Source organism: Streptomyces sp. NPDC046925, assembly GCF_040644915.1.
In the GTDB taxonomy this organism is placed as follows: domain Bacteria; phylum Actinomycetota; class Actinomycetes; order Streptomycetales; family Streptomycetaceae; genus Streptomyces.
In genome coordinates, this window is the sequence record NZ_JBEYWZ010000010.1 from 1 (window position 1) to 15631 (window position 15631).

Annotated in this window: 16 protein-coding genes and 1 pseudogene; 12 read left to right on the forward strand and 5 right to left on the reverse strand. The window is 71.1% G+C overall.

Annotated features, from left to right (window positions below):
* The 4 genes and pseudogenes from ABZ906_RS31985 to ABZ906_RS32000 all read left to right on the forward strand — a co-directional run.
* A pseudogene (locus ABZ906_RS31985) lies at positions 1-250 on the forward strand (hypothetical protein); the annotation flags it as partial.
* On the forward strand, positions 247-1338 hold the full coding sequence (locus ABZ906_RS31990; protein WP_361388807.1) for a helix-turn-helix domain-containing protein: 1092 nt from the start codon (positions 247-249) through the stop codon (positions 1336-1338). The pseudogene ABZ906_RS31985 and the gene ABZ906_RS31990, both read left to right, overlap by 4 nt.
* A 5-nt stretch (positions 1339-1343) precedes the next feature.
* Entirely contained in the window at positions 1344-1817 is a 474-nt protein-coding gene (locus ABZ906_RS31995) for a hypothetical protein (protein WP_361183581.1), read from the forward strand.
* Between the two features lie 151 nt (positions 1818-1968).
* Positions 1969-2586, forward strand: a complete 618-nt coding sequence (locus ABZ906_RS32000) for an SUKH-4 family immunity protein (RefSeq protein WP_361388810.1) — start codon at positions 1969-1971, stop codon at positions 2584-2586.
* Between the two features lie 62 nt (positions 2587-2648).
* On the opposite strand, the gene ABZ906_RS32005 is transcribed toward ABZ906_RS32000, so the two are convergent.
* A complete protein-coding gene (locus ABZ906_RS32005; RefSeq protein WP_361388813.1) occupies positions 2649-2996 on the reverse strand; it encodes a YciI family protein in 348 nt (115 codons plus the stop codon).
* 70 nt (positions 2997-3066) lie between these two features.
* The gene (locus ABZ906_RS32010; RefSeq protein WP_361388816.1) at positions 3067-3936 is read right to left on the reverse strand and encodes a virginiamycin B lyase; all 870 of its coding nucleotides are present in this window, start codon (positions 3934-3936) and stop codon (positions 3067-3069) included.
* Positions 3937-4281: 345 nt separating this feature from the next.
* Here ABZ906_RS32010 and ABZ906_RS32015 point away from each other — a divergent pair, with 345 nt between their 5' ends.
* Positions 4282-5010: an SMI1/KNR4 family protein gene (locus ABZ906_RS32015; RefSeq protein WP_361183585.1), complete on the forward strand. Its 729-nt coding sequence runs from the start codon at positions 4282-4284 to the stop codon at positions 5008-5010.
* Positions 5011-5064: 54 nt separating this feature from the next.
* Here ABZ906_RS32015 and ABZ906_RS32020 read toward each other — a convergent pair whose 3' ends face one another.
* Positions 5065-6030, reverse strand: coding sequence for a LysR family transcriptional regulator (locus tag ABZ906_RS32020; RefSeq protein ID WP_361388819.1), 966 nt, complete (start codon positions 6028-6030; stop codon positions 5065-5067).
* A 145-nt stretch (positions 6031-6175) separates the two neighbouring features.
* Between ABZ906_RS32020 and ABZ906_RS32025 the strand changes: the two genes are divergently transcribed.
* The 6 genes from ABZ906_RS32025 (at position 6176) to ABZ906_RS32050 (ending at position 12779) form a co-directional block, all read left to right on the forward strand.
* On the forward strand, positions 6176-7297 hold the full coding sequence (locus ABZ906_RS32025; protein ID WP_361388822.1) for a tartrate dehydrogenase: 1122 nt from the start codon (positions 6176-6178) through the stop codon (positions 7295-7297).
* A gap of 92 nt (positions 7298-7389) precedes the next feature.
* A complete protein-coding gene (locus tag ABZ906_RS32030; protein WP_361388825.1) occupies positions 7390-8661 on the forward strand; it encodes an MFS transporter in 1272 nt (423 codons plus the stop codon).
* A gap of 79 nt (positions 8662-8740) precedes the next feature.
* The gene (locus ABZ906_RS32035; protein ID WP_361388828.1) at positions 8741-9727 is read left to right on the forward strand and encodes an NAD(P)-dependent oxidoreductase; all 987 of its coding nucleotides are present in this window, start codon (positions 8741-8743) and stop codon (positions 9725-9727) included.
* Positions 9728-9771: 44 nt separating this feature from the next.
* A complete protein-coding gene (locus ABZ906_RS32040) occupies positions 9772-11157 on the forward strand; it encodes an acyclic terpene utilization AtuA family protein (RefSeq protein WP_361388831.1) in 1386 nt (461 codons plus the stop codon).
* Positions 11150-11476 carry a DUF4387 domain-containing protein gene (locus ABZ906_RS32045; protein WP_361183594.1) on the forward strand — a complete coding sequence of 109 codons (327 nt, stop codon included), beginning with the start codon at positions 11150-11152 and terminating at the stop codon, positions 11474-11476. The genes ABZ906_RS32040 and ABZ906_RS32045 overlap by 8 nt, the downstream gene beginning before the upstream one ends.
* 466 nt (positions 11477-11942) lie before the next feature.
* A complete protein-coding gene (locus ABZ906_RS32050; RefSeq protein ID WP_361388834.1) occupies positions 11943-12779 on the forward strand; it encodes an HD domain-containing protein in 837 nt (278 codons plus the stop codon).
* Between the two features lie 5 nt (positions 12780-12784).
* Here the strand turns inward: ABZ906_RS32050 and ABZ906_RS32055 are convergent, their stop codons facing one another.
* Positions 12785-13555, reverse strand: coding sequence for an SDR family oxidoreductase (locus tag ABZ906_RS32055; RefSeq protein ID WP_361183597.1), 771 nt, complete (start codon positions 13553-13555; stop codon positions 12785-12787).
* A gap of 102 nt (positions 13556-13657) precedes the next feature.
* On the opposite strand from ABZ906_RS32055, the gene ABZ906_RS32060 reads away from it, so the two are divergent.
* Positions 13658-14488 carry a helix-turn-helix transcriptional regulator gene (locus tag ABZ906_RS32060; protein ID WP_361388837.1) on the forward strand — a complete coding sequence of 277 codons (831 nt, stop codon included), beginning with the start codon at positions 13658-13660 and terminating at the stop codon, positions 14486-14488.
* 1 nt (position 14489) lies between these two features.
* Here ABZ906_RS32060 and ABZ906_RS32065 read toward each other — a convergent pair whose 3' ends face one another.
* A complete protein-coding gene (locus ABZ906_RS32065; RefSeq protein ID WP_361388840.1) occupies positions 14490-15629 on the reverse strand; it encodes a winged helix DNA-binding domain-containing protein in 1140 nt (379 codons plus the stop codon).
* Positions 15630-15631: the final 2 nt, after the last annotated feature.

Sequence of the window (15631 nt, forward strand, 5' to 3'; positions counted from 1 at the left end):
CTACGACTGGAGCGAGATCGAGGAACGCTACCGGGACGCGAACATCTTCCCGGTCATCCCCGAGGCAGGCCTCCGCGCGACCCTCGGCATTCTGGACCCGCCCACCACCGGGTCTCCGACCTCGCTGCCGCCGGGCCCTGGCCGGGTACGGCGCGCACCCCGGGGCCCGTCGCGCTTTGCGGAACCCCCCAATTCCACCCCCCTTGCACGGCACGGGGGATGCATCCCCGAAAGGGACTACCACTCATGACTGCTTCGGATCAGGGACCCGCGGCATGCGCCAACCCGTCCTGTCCCAACATCGTCGAACAGGGGGGCGCCCGGGCCGGTCGGCCCCGTCGCTACTGCTCCGACTCCTGCGGCCGCGCCTACCGCAAGCGGCACCCCGCCGAGCCCGCGGCGGCCACCAACCACGAGTACGCCGTCCAGGTCGCCGACGACTGCTCGCGGCGCATGGAAACGGTGTACAAGCTGGTGCGCGACGGTCAACCGCTGGGCGCCCTGCGCCAGTTACGGCAGCTCGAGAGCGACCTGGCCGACCTGACGGCCGCCACCGTGACACAGGCCCGCGACAATAAGAGGAAGGCTTCTGACATAGCCGGCGCCCTCAGCGTCACTCCTGACACGGTCAGCCGAAAATGGTCGGTCAAGACGAACAACCGCCGCCGCCAGACACGCCTGGCCCGGCTCCAGCCCCCGCCGCCCACCCATCAGCCCTCGGGGGCACGGCAACTCCCGCGCCAGCGCCCGTCGCACCGGCCCCCGTCCGCCGCGAGTTCCGAGCAGGACCCGGGCGGCTCCCCCGGCGCCGCCGCGGACCCCGCCTCAGCCCTCGGACGGGCACTGTCCCACCTGCACCGGACCCACGACCGATCCCAGCGCTCCCTGGGCCAGGAGGCCGGCGTGTCCGCGTCCTACGTCTCGCGCATCTTCAGCGGCGAGCGGCTGCCCACCTGGAAGGTCGCCAACCGCCTCACGCTCGCTCTGGGGGCGGCACCGGAGGACCTCAGGCCGCTGTGGGACGCCGCGCGCGGAGAGAAGCCGCCCGCCAAGTCCTCCCTGCCCGCCGCACTGCGCGGCCTGCTGCTCGCCAACGCAAGCCCCAGCTACAGCCAGCTCAGCGCCCGCACCCAATACGCCCTCTCGGCCGCCGAGATAGCCGTCGCGTTCGGCGGCGCCTCGGTCCCGGAGTGGGACACCGTCGACCGGCTCGTGACCGCCCTGCACGGCCGACCGGACACGGTGCGTCCGCTGTGGAACGCGGCCAAGACCGCTCTCCCGGACGCCGCACGCCCGAGCGTGCCTCTGCCCGCTCTGCCCGCCGAATCCTTCGGGTGACTCCCATGCTCGCCACCCACACCATCCAGCCGGCCACGCCCCGGCGCAGGAGGCCCCAACCGCCGCCCGACCCCGAGCCGACGCACCTCGACGCCGCCGGTGCCGTCCCGCTGACCCTGCCCTTGGCCTTCGAAGCGTTCAGGGACCTGCACTACGACTGCTACCTCGGCTACGCACGCCTCCACCTGCCCGGCGACGACGCCGCGGAGGCCGTGGCCCGCACCCTGGGCCATCTGGTCATCCACTGGCCCTACGTGATCAGCCGCCGCAGTCCCGCCGCGTACGCCTGGGACCGGCTGGTCGACCACACCCGCAGCCGCCACCACCCCCTGGACCTCAACACCGACTCCACGACGCAGTACGACGCGGTCGTCCTGCACCACGGCCTCGGCTGCTCCGTGCCCACCGTGGCCGCCACCACCGGCTTGCACCCGGCGAAAGCCGCCTACCTCTTACGCGTCTGGCAACCCTCCACCTGACGAAAGCACCGACCGCGCGCCGCCCACGCCGGTCCCTGCCTCTCTGACGTCTGCGTCTTCGGCCGGTCTAGGCTTCACGTTGACCTGACTGGTTCATTCAGGAGGACATGTCCGACGGCGCCACCGGCGCCGCCGAGTTCGGAGTTCAGCAGTGCTTTTCGACGTCACCCGCGGCGAACTCGCCGGCATCTTCGGCGAGGACCGGCTCGCGGTCCTGGCCGCGACCGCCTTTCCGCCCTCCGCCGCGGAGAGCGAGGGTGCCCGCGTCCTGCAGACCGTCGGTGTGCCCACCGAGATGTTCCATCTGCGTGAGCCCGACGAGGAGTCTGGTCGGCTGGCGCTCGTCCGGGACGTCGTCGACGTAGAGGACTTCGAGGACGCCTCGCAGGACGCGGGCGAGTGGCCCGTCTTCGGTTGGCTGCTCAACGCCCATCTCGCCCTCGACCCCGGTTCCGGCAAGGTGTACGCCTTCGACCCCGACGAGGAGACCGTGCGGGAACTGCACACGGACGTCTCATCGCTCGTCCAGGTCGCCCTCCGGTTCCAGCGCCTGCTGGAGGAGTTCACCTTCAGCGGCGACGACGGTGACGAGGAGGCCGACTTCGAGCGCCTTGAGGGCGAGGTCGAGCGCATCCGTGCGGAGACGAGCGGCGTTGACCCGCTTCCCTTCGAGGACGACGAGACCGTCTGGTCGGTGATCGGCGAGGAGATCGCCGCGGGCCAGCACTTCAGGGGCGACAGCCCGGCAGGCCGCTCGCTCTACGGGTGATCGCCGATCCCGGCCGGCGGCCCGTGCGCCGCGCACTCCGCGCGGTGCACGGGCCGCAGGACTCACGCGGATTCGAGGAGCGGACGGATCTCGATCGTCTCCGGAGTGGGCAGGGACTTGGCCAGTTCGACGGCCTCCGCGCGGTCGGCCACCTCAAGCACGAACCAGCCGCCCAGGGTCTCTTCCCCGGCGTGGGCCGGCCCGTCGGTCACCGACGACGCCCCGTCGGCGCTCTTGCGTACGGTCGCGGGCAGGTCGTGCTCGGTGTCCAGCGCGTCACCGCCGACCAGTTTCCCGGCCGCCGCGAGTTTGCCGATCCAGTTCTCGTACTCCGCGCGGTAGGCGTCCCGGTCGGCCTGGATCCGGCGACGTGACTCGTCCGTCTCGAAGATCACGAGTGCGTATTTCATGGTGCATGTCCTCTCCGGCCGCCGTGCGGGCGGCCGTTGTCGGCGTTGACGGGTGTGCGGGACTCGTTGGTCAGGCGGCGTTGTCCACGGGGGCGACGCGAGCCAGCGCTCCGATCTCCAGAGCGGTCCACAAGGCGCCGTCGGGGCCCTGCGTGATGCCGTGCGGCTCGGAGCCGGGCGTGGGCAGGTCGTGCACGGTGATGGTGCCGTCGGCAGTGATCGAGCCGACACGGTTGGCGCCCCACTCGGTGAACCACGCGGTGCCGTCGTCGGCGACAGTGATGGCGTGGGGCCGGGCGGCGCGGTCGGGCAGCGGATACTCGGCGACCTGCCCGTCGGGGGTGATCCGTCCGATCTGGCCCGCGGCGATCTCGACGAACCACAGTGCCCCGTCGCGTCCCGCCGCGATGCCTACCGGCGCGGCGCCCTCGGTCGCCAGCGGGTGCAGGGTCACCGCGCCGTCCATGCTGATCCGCCCGATGGCGTTGGCCTGGTTGAGGGTGAACCACATCGCGCCGTCGGCACCGGCGGTGATCGCGGAGGGGAACCCGCCGGTGACCGGGAGCGGGAACTCGGTGACCCGCCCGTCGACGGTGATGCGTCCGATGCGGTCGGCGGTGGTCTCGGTGAACCACAGGGCACCGTCCGGTCCGGCCGCGATGCCGAAAGGCCCGCAGCCCGGGGTGGGGATCGCGAAGTCGTCGATGTCGCCGCCGGTGGTGATCCGCCCGATCCGGTGTGCCTGGTACTGGGTGAACCACAGGGCGTCGTCGGGGCCGTGGGCAATGATGGTGGGCCCGCACGCGGGGTCGAGTGGGTGGCTCACAGCTTCGCCGCCGGGGATCAGCCGGCCGATCCGGCCGCTGTGGACGAGGGTGAACCACAGGGCGCCGTCCGGCCCGGTGGTGATGGCGTACGGTCCGGCCTCGCTGTCAGCCACAGCGTGTTCGTCGATCAATACCGGGGTCACAGAAGTCTCTCCAGATCGTGCTCGGCTGCGATGCGTGCGGGAACGGCCGCAGCTGTTCCCGGCCGGGTGCGGGTGGGTGGCCGGTGGGACAGGGGTGAGTCTCGTTCAGGGTGATCGGCCGGAGCAACGCAGATTTCCGCAAGGCAGCGATAAGCAGGAGTGATCAACGGGGACGGACGCCCGGATCTGCGGGGGCGGACGCTTGGAACTGCGGTACAGCAGGCTGGTATCGCTGCTGCCCGATTTCACTTGTGCGAGGCGTACCGGACCGGCCCGGGGCTCCGGCCGTTTCCGGCGGGTCACTATCGTCGCAGCATGACAGGTGAGTTCGACATGGTCCGGGCGCTGACCGCAGGCGTCGCGGGCCGGGCAGGTGCCCGGGACTTCGTCCGCGGGTTCGCCGCGCACTGGACGACCCCGCTGGCGGAAGGCGACGGCTGGAGCGAGGGCGAACTGGCCGCCGCCGAGGCGAGGTTGGGTCTTCGGCTGCCGCAAGCACTGCGCGAGGCATACGCGTTGTGCGGTCGGCGCCGGGACCTCACCGGCAATCACGATGTCCTGCTCGCCCCGGACGAGTTGTACGTGGATGGCGCGCGGGAGGCGCTGGTCTTCCGGCAGGAGAATCAGGGCGCCGCGTCCTGGGGCATCCTGCTCGCCGACCTCGGGGCGGATGATCCCGCCGTGTTCATCCGGGCGGACCTGGCGGACAAGAGCGCGGAGAAGTGGGAGTGCTGGCTGGAGCGGACCTCGCTGGCGTTCGTCGAGATCGTCCTCGCGGAAGCCCTGCACTCCCCCGAAGAACTCTCCGACTTCCTGGACGATCTCGACGCGGACGGCATCGACGTACTGGAGCAGCACTGCACGCGCCTGCCGCTTCCGGACTATCCGCTCGGCGAGGGGGAACCCGGCATCCGCTGGTACGCGGCAACCGATGTCCTGTTGCGGGCCGACGGAGGCGAGGTGCTGTACGCCCGGGCGCGCACCGGAGAGGCTCTGGACCGGGTGCGCGACCTGATCCCCGGCGACTGGCTCAACGACTACTGACTTATCTGCCGGTCACCATTCTGACCACGGCAGTCCCTGCCGCCACCGCTTCCCTCACCGCGGTACATCCGCACCGCCCGGCGCGGCCAGCCGGCGTGGCAGGCCCGATGCCAGGTGGTCGACGAAGCGGCTGACCCGCTGCGGGACATGTTCGTCGCCCCCGTACAGCGCATAGATGTCGGCCGCCGGCGTCGGCACCTGCGGCAGCACCCGCACCAGCTCACCGCGGTCTAGATACGGCGCGACGTGCCACTCCGAACGCATGATCACGCCACGTCCCCGCAGCGCCCAGTCGGTCACCACGTCGCCGTCGTTGCTCGACAGATGGCCGTGCACGCGCACATGACGCGGCCCGGAGGCATCCCCGAAACGCCAGAGCGCGAAGTCGCCCTCGTTCTCGCGCAGCACGATGCAGTTGTGCCCGGCCAGATCCTCGACGCCCGCCGGTTCACCGCGCTCGGCCAGGTAGGAGGGCGCCGCGCACGGCACACGGCGGTTCGCCGCCAGGCGGCGCATACGCAGCGAGGAGTCGGGCGGCGCGCCCACATGCACGGCGACGTCGAAGGCGCGGCGGTGGGGGCGCAGCGGGAGCTCGGAGGTGTGCAGCTGGGCGTGCAGCCGCGGGTGATCGGCGGCGAACTCGCCCAGCAGCGGCGCCACATGTGCGCGCCCCAGGCCGATCGTCGACTCCACGACCAGCGTGCCGCGCAGCTCGGCCGACCGGTCGGCGAGGGAGTCCTCCAGCTCACGGATCTGGTCGAGGATCGTCTGCGTGCGCGCCGCGTAGCGCCTGCCCTCGGAGGTCAGAGCCAGGCGCCTGGGTCCGCGCCGCACGAGCCGGGCGCCCAGGCGTCGCTCCAGCGCCGTGAGGCGCTTGCTGACGACGGACAGGGAGCATCCCAGCTCCCGTGACGCGGCCGTGAGGGTTTCGTTCGAGGCGACGACCTGGAAGAACCACAGGTCGTCCATGGACGACCGGCCCGCCTCGGCGCGGTCGCCCCGGCCGCGGATGCTTTCCACAGCGGAAGCCTACCTTGCCGACCACGGCCTTGTGGGGTCGATCTGTGCTGGCCAAGGTGGGGTCTGCACATTGCGCCCGGCCGGATCTGGCTTTGCCGGTGCTCCGCCCGTCGGCGCCGTAGACACAGAACCAAGGAGTCCATCCGTGCCGCACCGCTATCGCATCGCCGCCGTCCCGGGCGACGGGATCGGCCGCGAGATCGTTCCCGAAGGCCTCAGGTGCCTGCGGGCGGCTGCCGAAGTCCACGGATTCGAACTCGACGTCGTCGAGTTCGACTTCGCCAGCGCCGACCACTGGCTGCGGCACGGCACGATGCTCCCGCCGGACTGGAAGCACGTGCTCGCCGGCTTCGACGCGATCTTCTTCGGCGCGGTCGGCTGGCCCGACGTCGTGCCCGACCACGTCTCCCTGTGGGGCAGCCTGTTGCAGATGCGCCGCGAGTTCGACCAGTACATCAATCTGCGCCCCGTCCGGCTGCTGCGCGGAGTACGCAGCCCGCTGCGCGACCACCGGCCAGGGGACATCGACTTCTACGTCGTGCGGGAGAACACCGAGGGCGAGTACTCCAGCATCGGCGGTCGGATCTTCGAGGGCACCGACCGGGAAACGGTGGTCCAGGAGACGGTGATGACAAGGACTGGCGTGGACCGGGTCCTGCGCTACGCCTTCGAACTGGCCGACTCACGCCCCCGCAAGAGCCTGACCTGGGCGACGAAGAGCAACGGCATCTCCATCACCATGCCCTACTGGGACGAGCGGGCGGCCTCGATGGCCTCGCAATACCCGCGGGTGAGGGCCGACAAGGACCACATCGACATCCTGTCCGCCAAGTTCGTGCTGCAGCCCCAGCACTATGACGTCGTCGTGGCCAGCAACCTCTTCGGGGACATCCTCTCCGACCTCGGGCCGGCCTGCACCGGCACCATCGGCATCGCGCCCAGCGCCAACATCAACCCCGAGCGGACCTTTCCCAGCCTCTTCGAACCGGTCCACGGATCGGCACCGGACATCGCCGGCCTCGGCGTCGCCAACCCGGTCGGCCAGATCTGGAGCGGCGCGATGATGCTGGCTCACCTGGGTGAACACGAGGCGGCGGCAGGGGTGGTGGCCGCGATCGAGGACGTCCTGGACGAGCAGCCCCACGTCCTCACCCCCGACCTCGGCGGCCCCGGAACCACCAGCGGCCTGGGGACGGCGATCGCTGCCCGCATCAGTGCCGCGCCCGCGGCGGGCGACGTACGCGAAACGTCGAGCACGCAGCCCTGACCGCACCGGCGAGCGGCATCCCGCCCGCCGACAGCGCTCCCACCACCACCCACCAGCCGCCGCCCTCAGCGGTGGCGCGAAGGGACACGTCCATGACGACGGGGCCGACAGAGCAGCGAGCGGGGTTACGGCGGATCACGCTGCTGGCCGCTCTCGCGGTGTTCGCACAGGAGTCGACCTGGAACTTCTACGAGTCCCAGGTCCCGCCCCTGCTCAGGGAGCACATCTCCAGCGCGGCGGTGGTGGGCATGCTGATGGGCATGGACAACCTGCTGGGCGTCTTCATCCAGCCCTGGATCGGCAGCAGATCGGATCACACCCGGACCTCGCGGGGACGGCGGATGCCCTACCTCGTGGTCGGCATGCCCGTCGCTGCGGTGCTGTTCGCCGTCATCCCGCACACCGCGGCCTCGCTTCCGCTACTGATCGCGCTGATGTTCTCCTACGCCCTGGTGGCCAACTCCTTCAAGCCGGTCGCCGAGGCCCTGGTCCCCGACTTCATCCCACCGCAGCGCCGCAGCCGCGCCAACGCGGTGGTCAAGATCGCCACAAGTCTGACGACGATCGCCGCCGCGCTCATCAGCATCCTGCTGATCGACGACCACCCCAAGACCGCGTTCGCCATCCCCGCCGCCATCATGCTGATCTCCATCGCGGTCCTCGCGGCCACGGTGCGCGACAACGAGTCCCCCGCCTACAAGGCCGCGGTCGCCGAGAGCAAGGCAGCGCCTGACACCGTGAACCAGCGGCGGCGGGTGCGCGCCACGCTCGCGGAGATCGCCACGGATCCCGACCGCAGCCGGTTGCTGCTCCTTGCCGCGATCGTGCTCTTCGGCAGCGCCTGGGCCGCATCGCGCTCCCTGATCACGCCTTTCGGGATGGAAACCCTGGACATGACGCGCGGCGACGCCGGCGGACTGACCCTGCCCAGCGGCATCGCCTTCATCCTGGCCGCCTACCCCGCAGCGATGTTCGCCGAGTCCTACGGCCGGCTGCGCGTCATCGCCGCGGGCATGGCCGTCTTCGCCACCGCCATGCTCCTCGGCACCCTCCTGCACACACCCGCCGGGGTCACCGTGGCCCTGTGCATCGCGGCGGCGGGCGCGAGTTGCTTCCTGGTCAACGCCGCGGTGGTCCTGTGGAACCTCGCCCCCTCCGCGCAGGTCTTCGGGACGTACGCCGGGATGTACAGCATCTGCTGGGCCGGCGGCGGATTCGCGGGTCCGGCGCTGGTCGGCGCGATGGTCGACGCCACGGGGTGGACGCTGATGCTCGTCGACATCTGTCTGCTCGCGGTGGTCGCCATCGCCGTCGTCGCCAGGATCGGCACACTCCGGCGACGCGTCGCCGCGGCCGCGCTGTGAGCAGACACGCCCAGTCCCCCGAACCGCCCGGCGCACCCGGCCCGTACGCAACGAACGCCGGAGCAGAAACGAGGAGCACGTGTCCCGCATCCTGATCACGACCGACTACCTGCGTCCCGGGGACGAGGTCGACCGCTGCCTGCGGGCGCGCGGGCACACCACCACGCACACCCCGCTCGCCGGCGTCCACGACCCCGAGCAGATCGTCGCCGCCTACGCCGACGCCGACGCGGCGCTCGTCGGCCACGAACCGCTGACCGCCGAAGTCCTCGTGCGCCTGGGCCGGTTGCGCGTCGTCGTGCGTACCGGCGTCGGCTACGACGCCATCGACGCGGCCGCCGCGGCCCGCCTGGGGATCACCGTGAGCAACCTGCCCGGGATCAACGCCAACGCGGTCGCCGAGTACACCCTCGGTCTGCTGCTGGCCTCGGCGCGGCGACTGGTCCAGAGCGCCACATCGGTCGCGGCGGGCGGCTGGCCGCGCGAGCACGGCCGTGAACTGCGCGACGCCACGCTCGGCCTGCTCGGCTACGGCGCGGCCGCCCGGGCCGTCGTACCGCTGGCCCGGGCGTTCGGCATGCGCGTGCTGTGTACGAGCCGTGTCCCGCGGACGGAGCGGACCGACCCCGACGTCCGCTTCGTCGACCTGCCCGAACTCCTCTCCGGCGCGGACTACTTGTCGGTGCACACCGCGCTGACCGAGCACAGCCGCGGACTGCTCGACGCCGCGGCCTTCCGCCAGATGAAACCGGACGCCTTCCTGATCAACACCGCCCGCGGAGGCGTCGTGGACGAGGCGGCCCTGGCCGATGCCGTGCGCGGCGGGCGGATCGCCGGAGCCGCTCTCGACGTCGTCGGCCGCGAGCCGCTGCCGGCCGACAGTCCCCTGCGGGGCGTCGACGGCATCGTCGTCTACTCCCACCTCGCCGGTCAGACCGCCGAGGCCCGTGCCGCCGCCGGTCTGGAGGGAGCGGCCGAACTCCTGGCCTCGCTCGCCGGACGCCCGCAACGCGCCGTCAATGCCGGGCTGTTGTACGCCGACGCGCCTCCCGACGAAAACCCCTGACTCTGACCCCACTTCACCAAACACAGCAGCGAACAAGGAGGACCATGAGCCACGAACCGGTCGACTCGGTCGGCATCCTGGTGCCCAGCGGCATGCTCGGCGCCGGCTTCGCCGAGGCGACGGTCGAGCGCGGCCTCGCACTGGGCGCCGACGTGATCGCCGTCGACGGCGGCAGCACCGACTCCGGCCCCTACTACCTCGGCGCGTCCACACCCAAGACCACCACCGCCCAAGTCGCCCACGACCTGCGCATCCTGCTCAAGGCGGCGGCACGCGCCGACATCCCCCTGATCGTCGGCTCGTGCGGCACCAGCGGCACCGACAGCGGCGTCGACTGGGTCGCGGGCATCGTCGCCGGCATCCAGGCAGAGGAAGGCCTCGCCCTCGACGTCGCCCGCATCTACAGCGAGCAGGACGCCGGCACCCTCACCCGGCACCTGGACGCAGGCCGCGTCCACCCCCTGCCTCCCCTGGGCGCTCTGCGGGCCGAAACACTGGAGAGCTGCACGCACATCGTCGGCATGATGGGCCACGAACCCATCGTCGCCGCACTCGAAGCCGGCGCCCGGGTCGTGCTCGCCGGCCGTGCCACCGACACCGCCGTCGCCGCGGCGTACCCGCTCATGAAGGGGATGCCCGCCGGACCGACCTGGCACGCATCCAAGATCGTCGAGTGCGGCGGTCAGTGCACCACCAACCCCCGTGCCGGAGGCGTCTTCGCCACCATCGACGCGGGAGGCTTCACCATCGAGCCGCTGGACCCGACGGCGGCCTGCACTCCGGACTCCGTCGCCGCCCACATGCTCTACGAGACCGCCGACCCGTTCCGGATGCGCGAACCCGCCGGCACCCTCGACGTCCGCGAGGCCCGCTACTCGGCCGTGGACGACCGCATCGTCCGCGTCGAAGGCTCCCGCTTCCACACCGCGGACCAGCACACCATCAAGCTCGAAGGCGCCCGGATCACCGGCTACGAGACGATGTCGTTCTCCGCGATCCGCGATCCCCACATCCTCGCGCACATCGAAGAGTGGGCCGGTCTCCTGCGCACCGTCATCGAGCAGCGGGTCAAGCAGACCCTCCAACTCCCGCTCGGGTCATACGAATTCGACATCCGCCTCTACGGTTACAACGCCGTCCTCGAAGAACTCGACCCCGCCGTCGGCCCGCCACGGGAAGTGGGGGTCATGCTCCTGGTCAACGCTCCCGACCAGGACACCGCGACCGCCGTGGCCAAGGTCGCCAACCCCCTGATGCTGCACCTGCCGACGCCCGACATGGACTACTTGCCCAGTCTCGCCTTCGCCACCTCACCGGCGGAGACGGAGCGCGGCCCCTCGTATGAGTTCGTCCTCAACCACGTCGTCGACTCCCCCACGCCCACCGCCATGTTCCGCACCGTCGTCGAGGAGACCAAGCGCCATGGCTGAGACGCCTCACATCACGCTCGCGGACCTCGCCCACGAGATCCGGTCCAAGAACGCCGGCCCGTTCTGGGTCACCCTGGAGCTGTTCATGCGGGACGCGGACGGCTATCGCATCGTCGCCGACGAAACCTTCCTCGACGCGAACACCATCGCCCGGCTCTACGGGGTGCGCGCGGACCAGATCGACATCTTCCGCATCCCGCAGCTGAACGTTGTCAAGATCTCCTTCCCGCGCCCCGTCAGTCAGGGTTCGCTGCGCGATCGGGACATCCACGCCGGTCAGCATCATGTGCCGTTGGCCGTCCTGCCGGTTCCGCGCTGACGCTCGCCCCGGCGAGTGTCATTCGCCCGGCAAGCCGACCCGCTGCTCGGACGCGGCACGTTCCGGCACCAACAGCATGCACCACTTGCATTCATCGCCCACATGCACGGGGGCGTCCAACCAGTAGGCACCAGTGAGGAGTTGCCCCTGAGGGGAGGTGGCCGGCGGGCCGCTGATGTCGTCCATGTCCCGCCCAACGAGGACCTGCTGCGCAGGTTTTGGGGGCGGCAACCGCGCCGCCGCGCCAGCCGTCCTTGTGCCTGAAGTTCCCGCTTCGTTGTCTTGAGGCGGGAAAGCGGGGGTACACGGCATGGTTTCGGCCGACCCCGGAGAGTCCAAAGAGCCCGGAGAGCCCGCGGGTCCGACTGGCGAGAATCCGGGGATTGTCGGCATTTTCGCCACTGTTTAGGTCGGCATCCCCCTTCATAGGGTCGTGGCAACAGCCGCCGAAGAAGGAGCGACGCACATGCCCGACCAGAGCAACACGCCCGGCCAGAACAGCGAGAAGAAGCACGTCACGCGGCGCACCGCACTGGAGCGCGGCGCCGGTTTCGCCGCGATCGGCGCGGCCTCCGCGCTGGCCTCCGCGGTGTCCGTTTCCCCCGCTGCCGCGGCCTCAGGACCGGCACCGCACGCCGGCGCTTGGGATCCGAAGGCCGATGCCCTGCCGAAGGAGGTGGCCGGAGTCCGCATCCCCACCAGTGAGGTGGCCGTGGAGACCGCCGCATTCGTGCGCCGCGTGTCCTCCGAGACGCTCTTCAATCACGTCATGCGGACCTATGTCTTCAGCGCGCTGCTGTTCGACCGGCGGGGCGTCCGCTACGACCGTGAACTCGCCTTCTTGGCGGCGGCGTTGCATGACCTGGGGCTGGTCGAGACGTACCAGACCCAGGCCGAACGCTTCGAAGTCGACGGTGCCGATGCCGCCCGGCGGTTCCTGCGGAGCAGGCGTATGCCGGCCGAGCGGGTCGAGGTCGTCTGGGATGCGATCGCCCTGCACACCAGCGTCGGCATCGCGACACGCAAGAGGCCGGAGATCGCCATGATCTGCGTGGGCTCCGGCCTCGATTTCGCGGGGAACGACCTTCAGCAGATCCCGTCCGACATTCTTGAGGAGATACTCACCGCCTTTCCCAGGAAGGGCTTCAAGCAGGACGCGATCGACAACATCCTGTCGCTGTGCCGCACCAAGCCCACGTCGGTGCTCATGCATCCCTTCGCCGAGGTCGGCCGCCGCCACATTCCCGACTTCCCGGTGCCCACCGTGGAGGACCTGCTGCTCGCCGCACCCTTCGAGGACTGAGTCGCCTACCGCTGGCGGACGGGCCGCACGATGATCTCGTTGATGTCGACGTCGGACGGCTGCGCGAGGGCGTACGAGACGGCTCCGGCGATGGCATCGGGCTTGATCACATGGGCCCGGTAGGTGCGCATGGCTTCGGCGGCGCCGGGCTCGGTGATGGTGTCGGCGAGCTCGGATTCGACCACGCCGGGCGAGATCGTCGTGACCCGGATCGAGGGGTCGGACTCCTGGCGAAGACCCTCGGTGATCGCCCATGCGGCGTGCTTCGTGCCGCTGTAGACGGCGCTGGTGGGCACGACCTCGTGGGCGCCGACGCTCGCGACCGTCACGAAGTGCCCCGACCCCTGCGCGGTGAAGACGGGCAGGGCCGCGGCGATCCCGTGCAGCAGGCCGCGGACGTTCACGTCGATCATCCGGTCCCACTCCTCGACGAGCAGGGAATCCAGGCGCGACAGCGGCATGACACCGGCGTTGGCGACGAGGACGTCCACGCGGCCGTGGGCCTCGCGGGCGCCCTGCACGAAGGCGGTGACGTCCGCACGGTCGGTCACATCCAGCTGTACCGGCTCCAGTGCTCCGCCGGAGCGGGCGGCCGCCTCTTTCGTGCTGTCCGCCAGTTCCCGCAGGCGGTCGGTGCGGCGCGCACCGGCCACCACCTGGTGTCCCTCCTGTACGAGTCGTGCGGCGACTGCCGCGCCGATGCCGCTGCTGGCTCCGGTGACAAGGACGACCTTGCGGTCGCTCGGCGCGGTGTTGTCCGTGTGGTGTGTGTTCATGGCCTCAAGGCTGGTGCGGACCCGGCGCCCGCGGGAGAGGCGGCGTTCTCCCGGGTGCAGCGCACCCGGGAAGCGCGCCGGGCGCGGATCTAGCATGGCGGCATGCCACGCTCAGAGCTCGGGGCCTACCTCACGGCCCGGCGCGCCGACATCACCCCGGCCCGGGTGAACCTCCCCGTCACGGGATACCGCCGGGTGCCGGGGCTGCGGCGTGAAGAGGTGGCGCTGCTCGCCGGGGTCAGCGCCGACTACTACGTACGCCTGGAGCAGGGCCGGGAGCGCACGCCCTCCGCGCAGGTCCTCGACGCGCTGGCCGCCGCTCTGCGCCTGGACGAGGACGGGCGCCTGCACCTGTTCCGGCTCGCCGGGCTCGGCCCGCGCGCCAGGGCCACCGCCGTCGCCGACCGGGTCGAGCCGAGCCTGCTGGCGCTCATGGATGCCTGGCCGCACAATCCGGCCGTCGTCTACAACCGCGCGTACGACGTCCTGGCGTCCAACACGATCGCCGACGCGCTCTTCCACTCCTGGGCGCACTCGCGCAACCTCCTGCACGTCGTGTTCACCGACCCTGACGCCCGCGCCTTCTACCGCGACTGGCACGACGTCGCGCGCAACTCCGTGGCCGGTTTCCGCCTCGGGCACGGGGCGGCGCCCGACGACCCGCGAGTACGGCAGGTGCTGGGTGAACTGCTCGAGCAGAGCCCGCAGTTCGCCGAGCTGTGGGCCCGCCACGACGCGCGCGGCAAGGCGCTGGAGAGCAAGCGCTTCGAGCACCGCGAGGTCGGCCCGCTGACGCTGACCATGCAGACCTTCGACGTCCGGGCGGCGCCGGGCCAGGAACTGGTCGTGTACCACGCGGAACCGGCCTCGCCCAGCAGCGAGGCACTCGCGCTCCTGGGCTCGCTGGCCGCGACCTCACGCCAGGGATCCTGAGCTACAGAATCCGCGTCTCGGCCTCGGGAAGCTTGGCCCACCAGTGGTGGTACCGGCTGTAGACGGCCGCCTCGCGGTCCGCGAGGAAGACCGTCAGGGCCCGGGCCTCGGCAGCCAGTCCCTCCCAGGCGGCGGGGGTCAGCGGGTGGAAGGCCGTGGCCTCGATACGGCCGTTCACCGGCCGCCACACGCCGGCGACATGGCCGTCCACCAGGAGAGTGGGCAGTACGTCGCCGTTGCGCCGGATCACCAGGGGACGGTAGGCCGGGGGTATCACCCGGCCGCGGTCGGCGTACGCCAGCAGAACGCTGTCCCACATGGCCATCAGCCGGGCAGGCGCGGGAGTGTCGGCGGGCGGCCGCGGCGCGCCCGGCACGTCGAACAGCACGCTGCCGTCCGGGCCTTGCAGCTGTTCCACGGCGTCGGCGTCGCCCAGGGCGAGGAGCGCCGCACGGGCGGGCGTCTTCTGCACCAGGGCGAACTGCGCCACATCCGCGACGGACGCGGGTCCGAACCCCGCCAGATAGCGCAGGATCAAGGTGCGCAGCGCCTGCGGGTCCGCCGCTCTGCCCGTCGGGACGGGTCCGTTCGGTGCTGCGACGAAGGACGGCCGGTGGCCGAACGACCAGGGTGCGTCCGTCGGGGCGTGGTGCAGCGGTGCGTAGCCCTTCAATCCCCACCACGCCCCGTCCTTCTTGTCGGCGCCAAGCCGCTCCTCGACCCACGCCTGCATGTCTGCCGAGGTCCGCGGTGTGCGGGCGAAGGCCAGCACCTCCGGCACCAGCGCGTCGGCATCGGCGGGACTCAGCCCCGCCGCGGCGAAGCGGGAGCCCAGCCGGGCGGCGTAGAGCGTGGGCTGCATCGCCGCGCGAAAGGCGGGGTAGTCCTCGGCGTGCACGGCGTGCAGCGTGATCCGCATCAGGGTCGCCTTGACCACCGAGCGCCCGCCGAACGCGGCATCGAGTTCAGCCGGGGCGAATCCGGCGAGCCGGTTCCACAGGGCCAGATAGGGCGAGGCAGGCTGCTGGGCCTGCAGTGCGACGACGCGCCGCACGCCCTCCTGGACGGACAACGGCTCGCGTCGCAGCAGCAGTTGGCGGCTGAGGGTCGCCCGGTTGAGTTCGCGCTCGGTGATCGTCACAG

Bases quoted from the DNA above. Each gene is read 5' to 3' on its own strand.
- ABZ906_RS31990 (WP_361388807.1), top strand. From the start codon at position 247: ATGACTGCTTCGGATCAGGGACCCGCGGCATGCGCCAACCCGTCCTGT.
- ABZ906_RS32015 (WP_361183585.1), top strand. From the start codon at position 4,282: ATGACAGGTGAGTTCGACATGGTCCGGGCGCTGACCGCAGGCGTCGCG.
- ABZ906_RS32050 (WP_361388834.1), top strand. From the start codon at position 11,943: ATGCCCGACCAGAGCAACACGCCCGGCCAGAACAGCGAGAAGAAGCAC.
- ABZ906_RS32060 (WP_361388837.1), top strand. From the start codon at position 13,658: ATGCCACGCTCAGAGCTCGGGGCCTACCTCACGGCCCGGCGCGCCGAC.
- ABZ906_RS32005 (WP_361388813.1), bottom strand. From the start codon at position 2,996: ATGAAATACGCACTCGTGATCTTCGAGACGGACGAGTCACGTCGCCGG.
- ABZ906_RS32040 (WP_361388831.1), top strand. From the start codon at position 9,772: ATGAGCCACGAACCGGTCGACTCGGTCGGCATCCTGGTGCCCAGCGGC.
- ABZ906_RS32030 (WP_361388825.1), top strand. From the start codon at position 7,390: ATGACGACGGGGCCGACAGAGCAGCGAGCGGGGTTACGGCGGATCACG.
- ABZ906_RS31995 (WP_361183581.1), top strand. From the start codon at position 1,344: ATGCTCGCCACCCACACCATCCAGCCGGCCACGCCCCGGCGCAGGAGG.
- ABZ906_RS32055 (WP_361183597.1), bottom strand. From the start codon at position 13,555: ATGAACACACACCACACGGACAACACCGCGCCGAGCGACCGCAAGGTC.
- ABZ906_RS32045 (WP_361183594.1), top strand. From the start codon at position 11,150: ATGGCTGAGACGCCTCACATCACGCTCGCGGACCTCGCCCACGAGATC.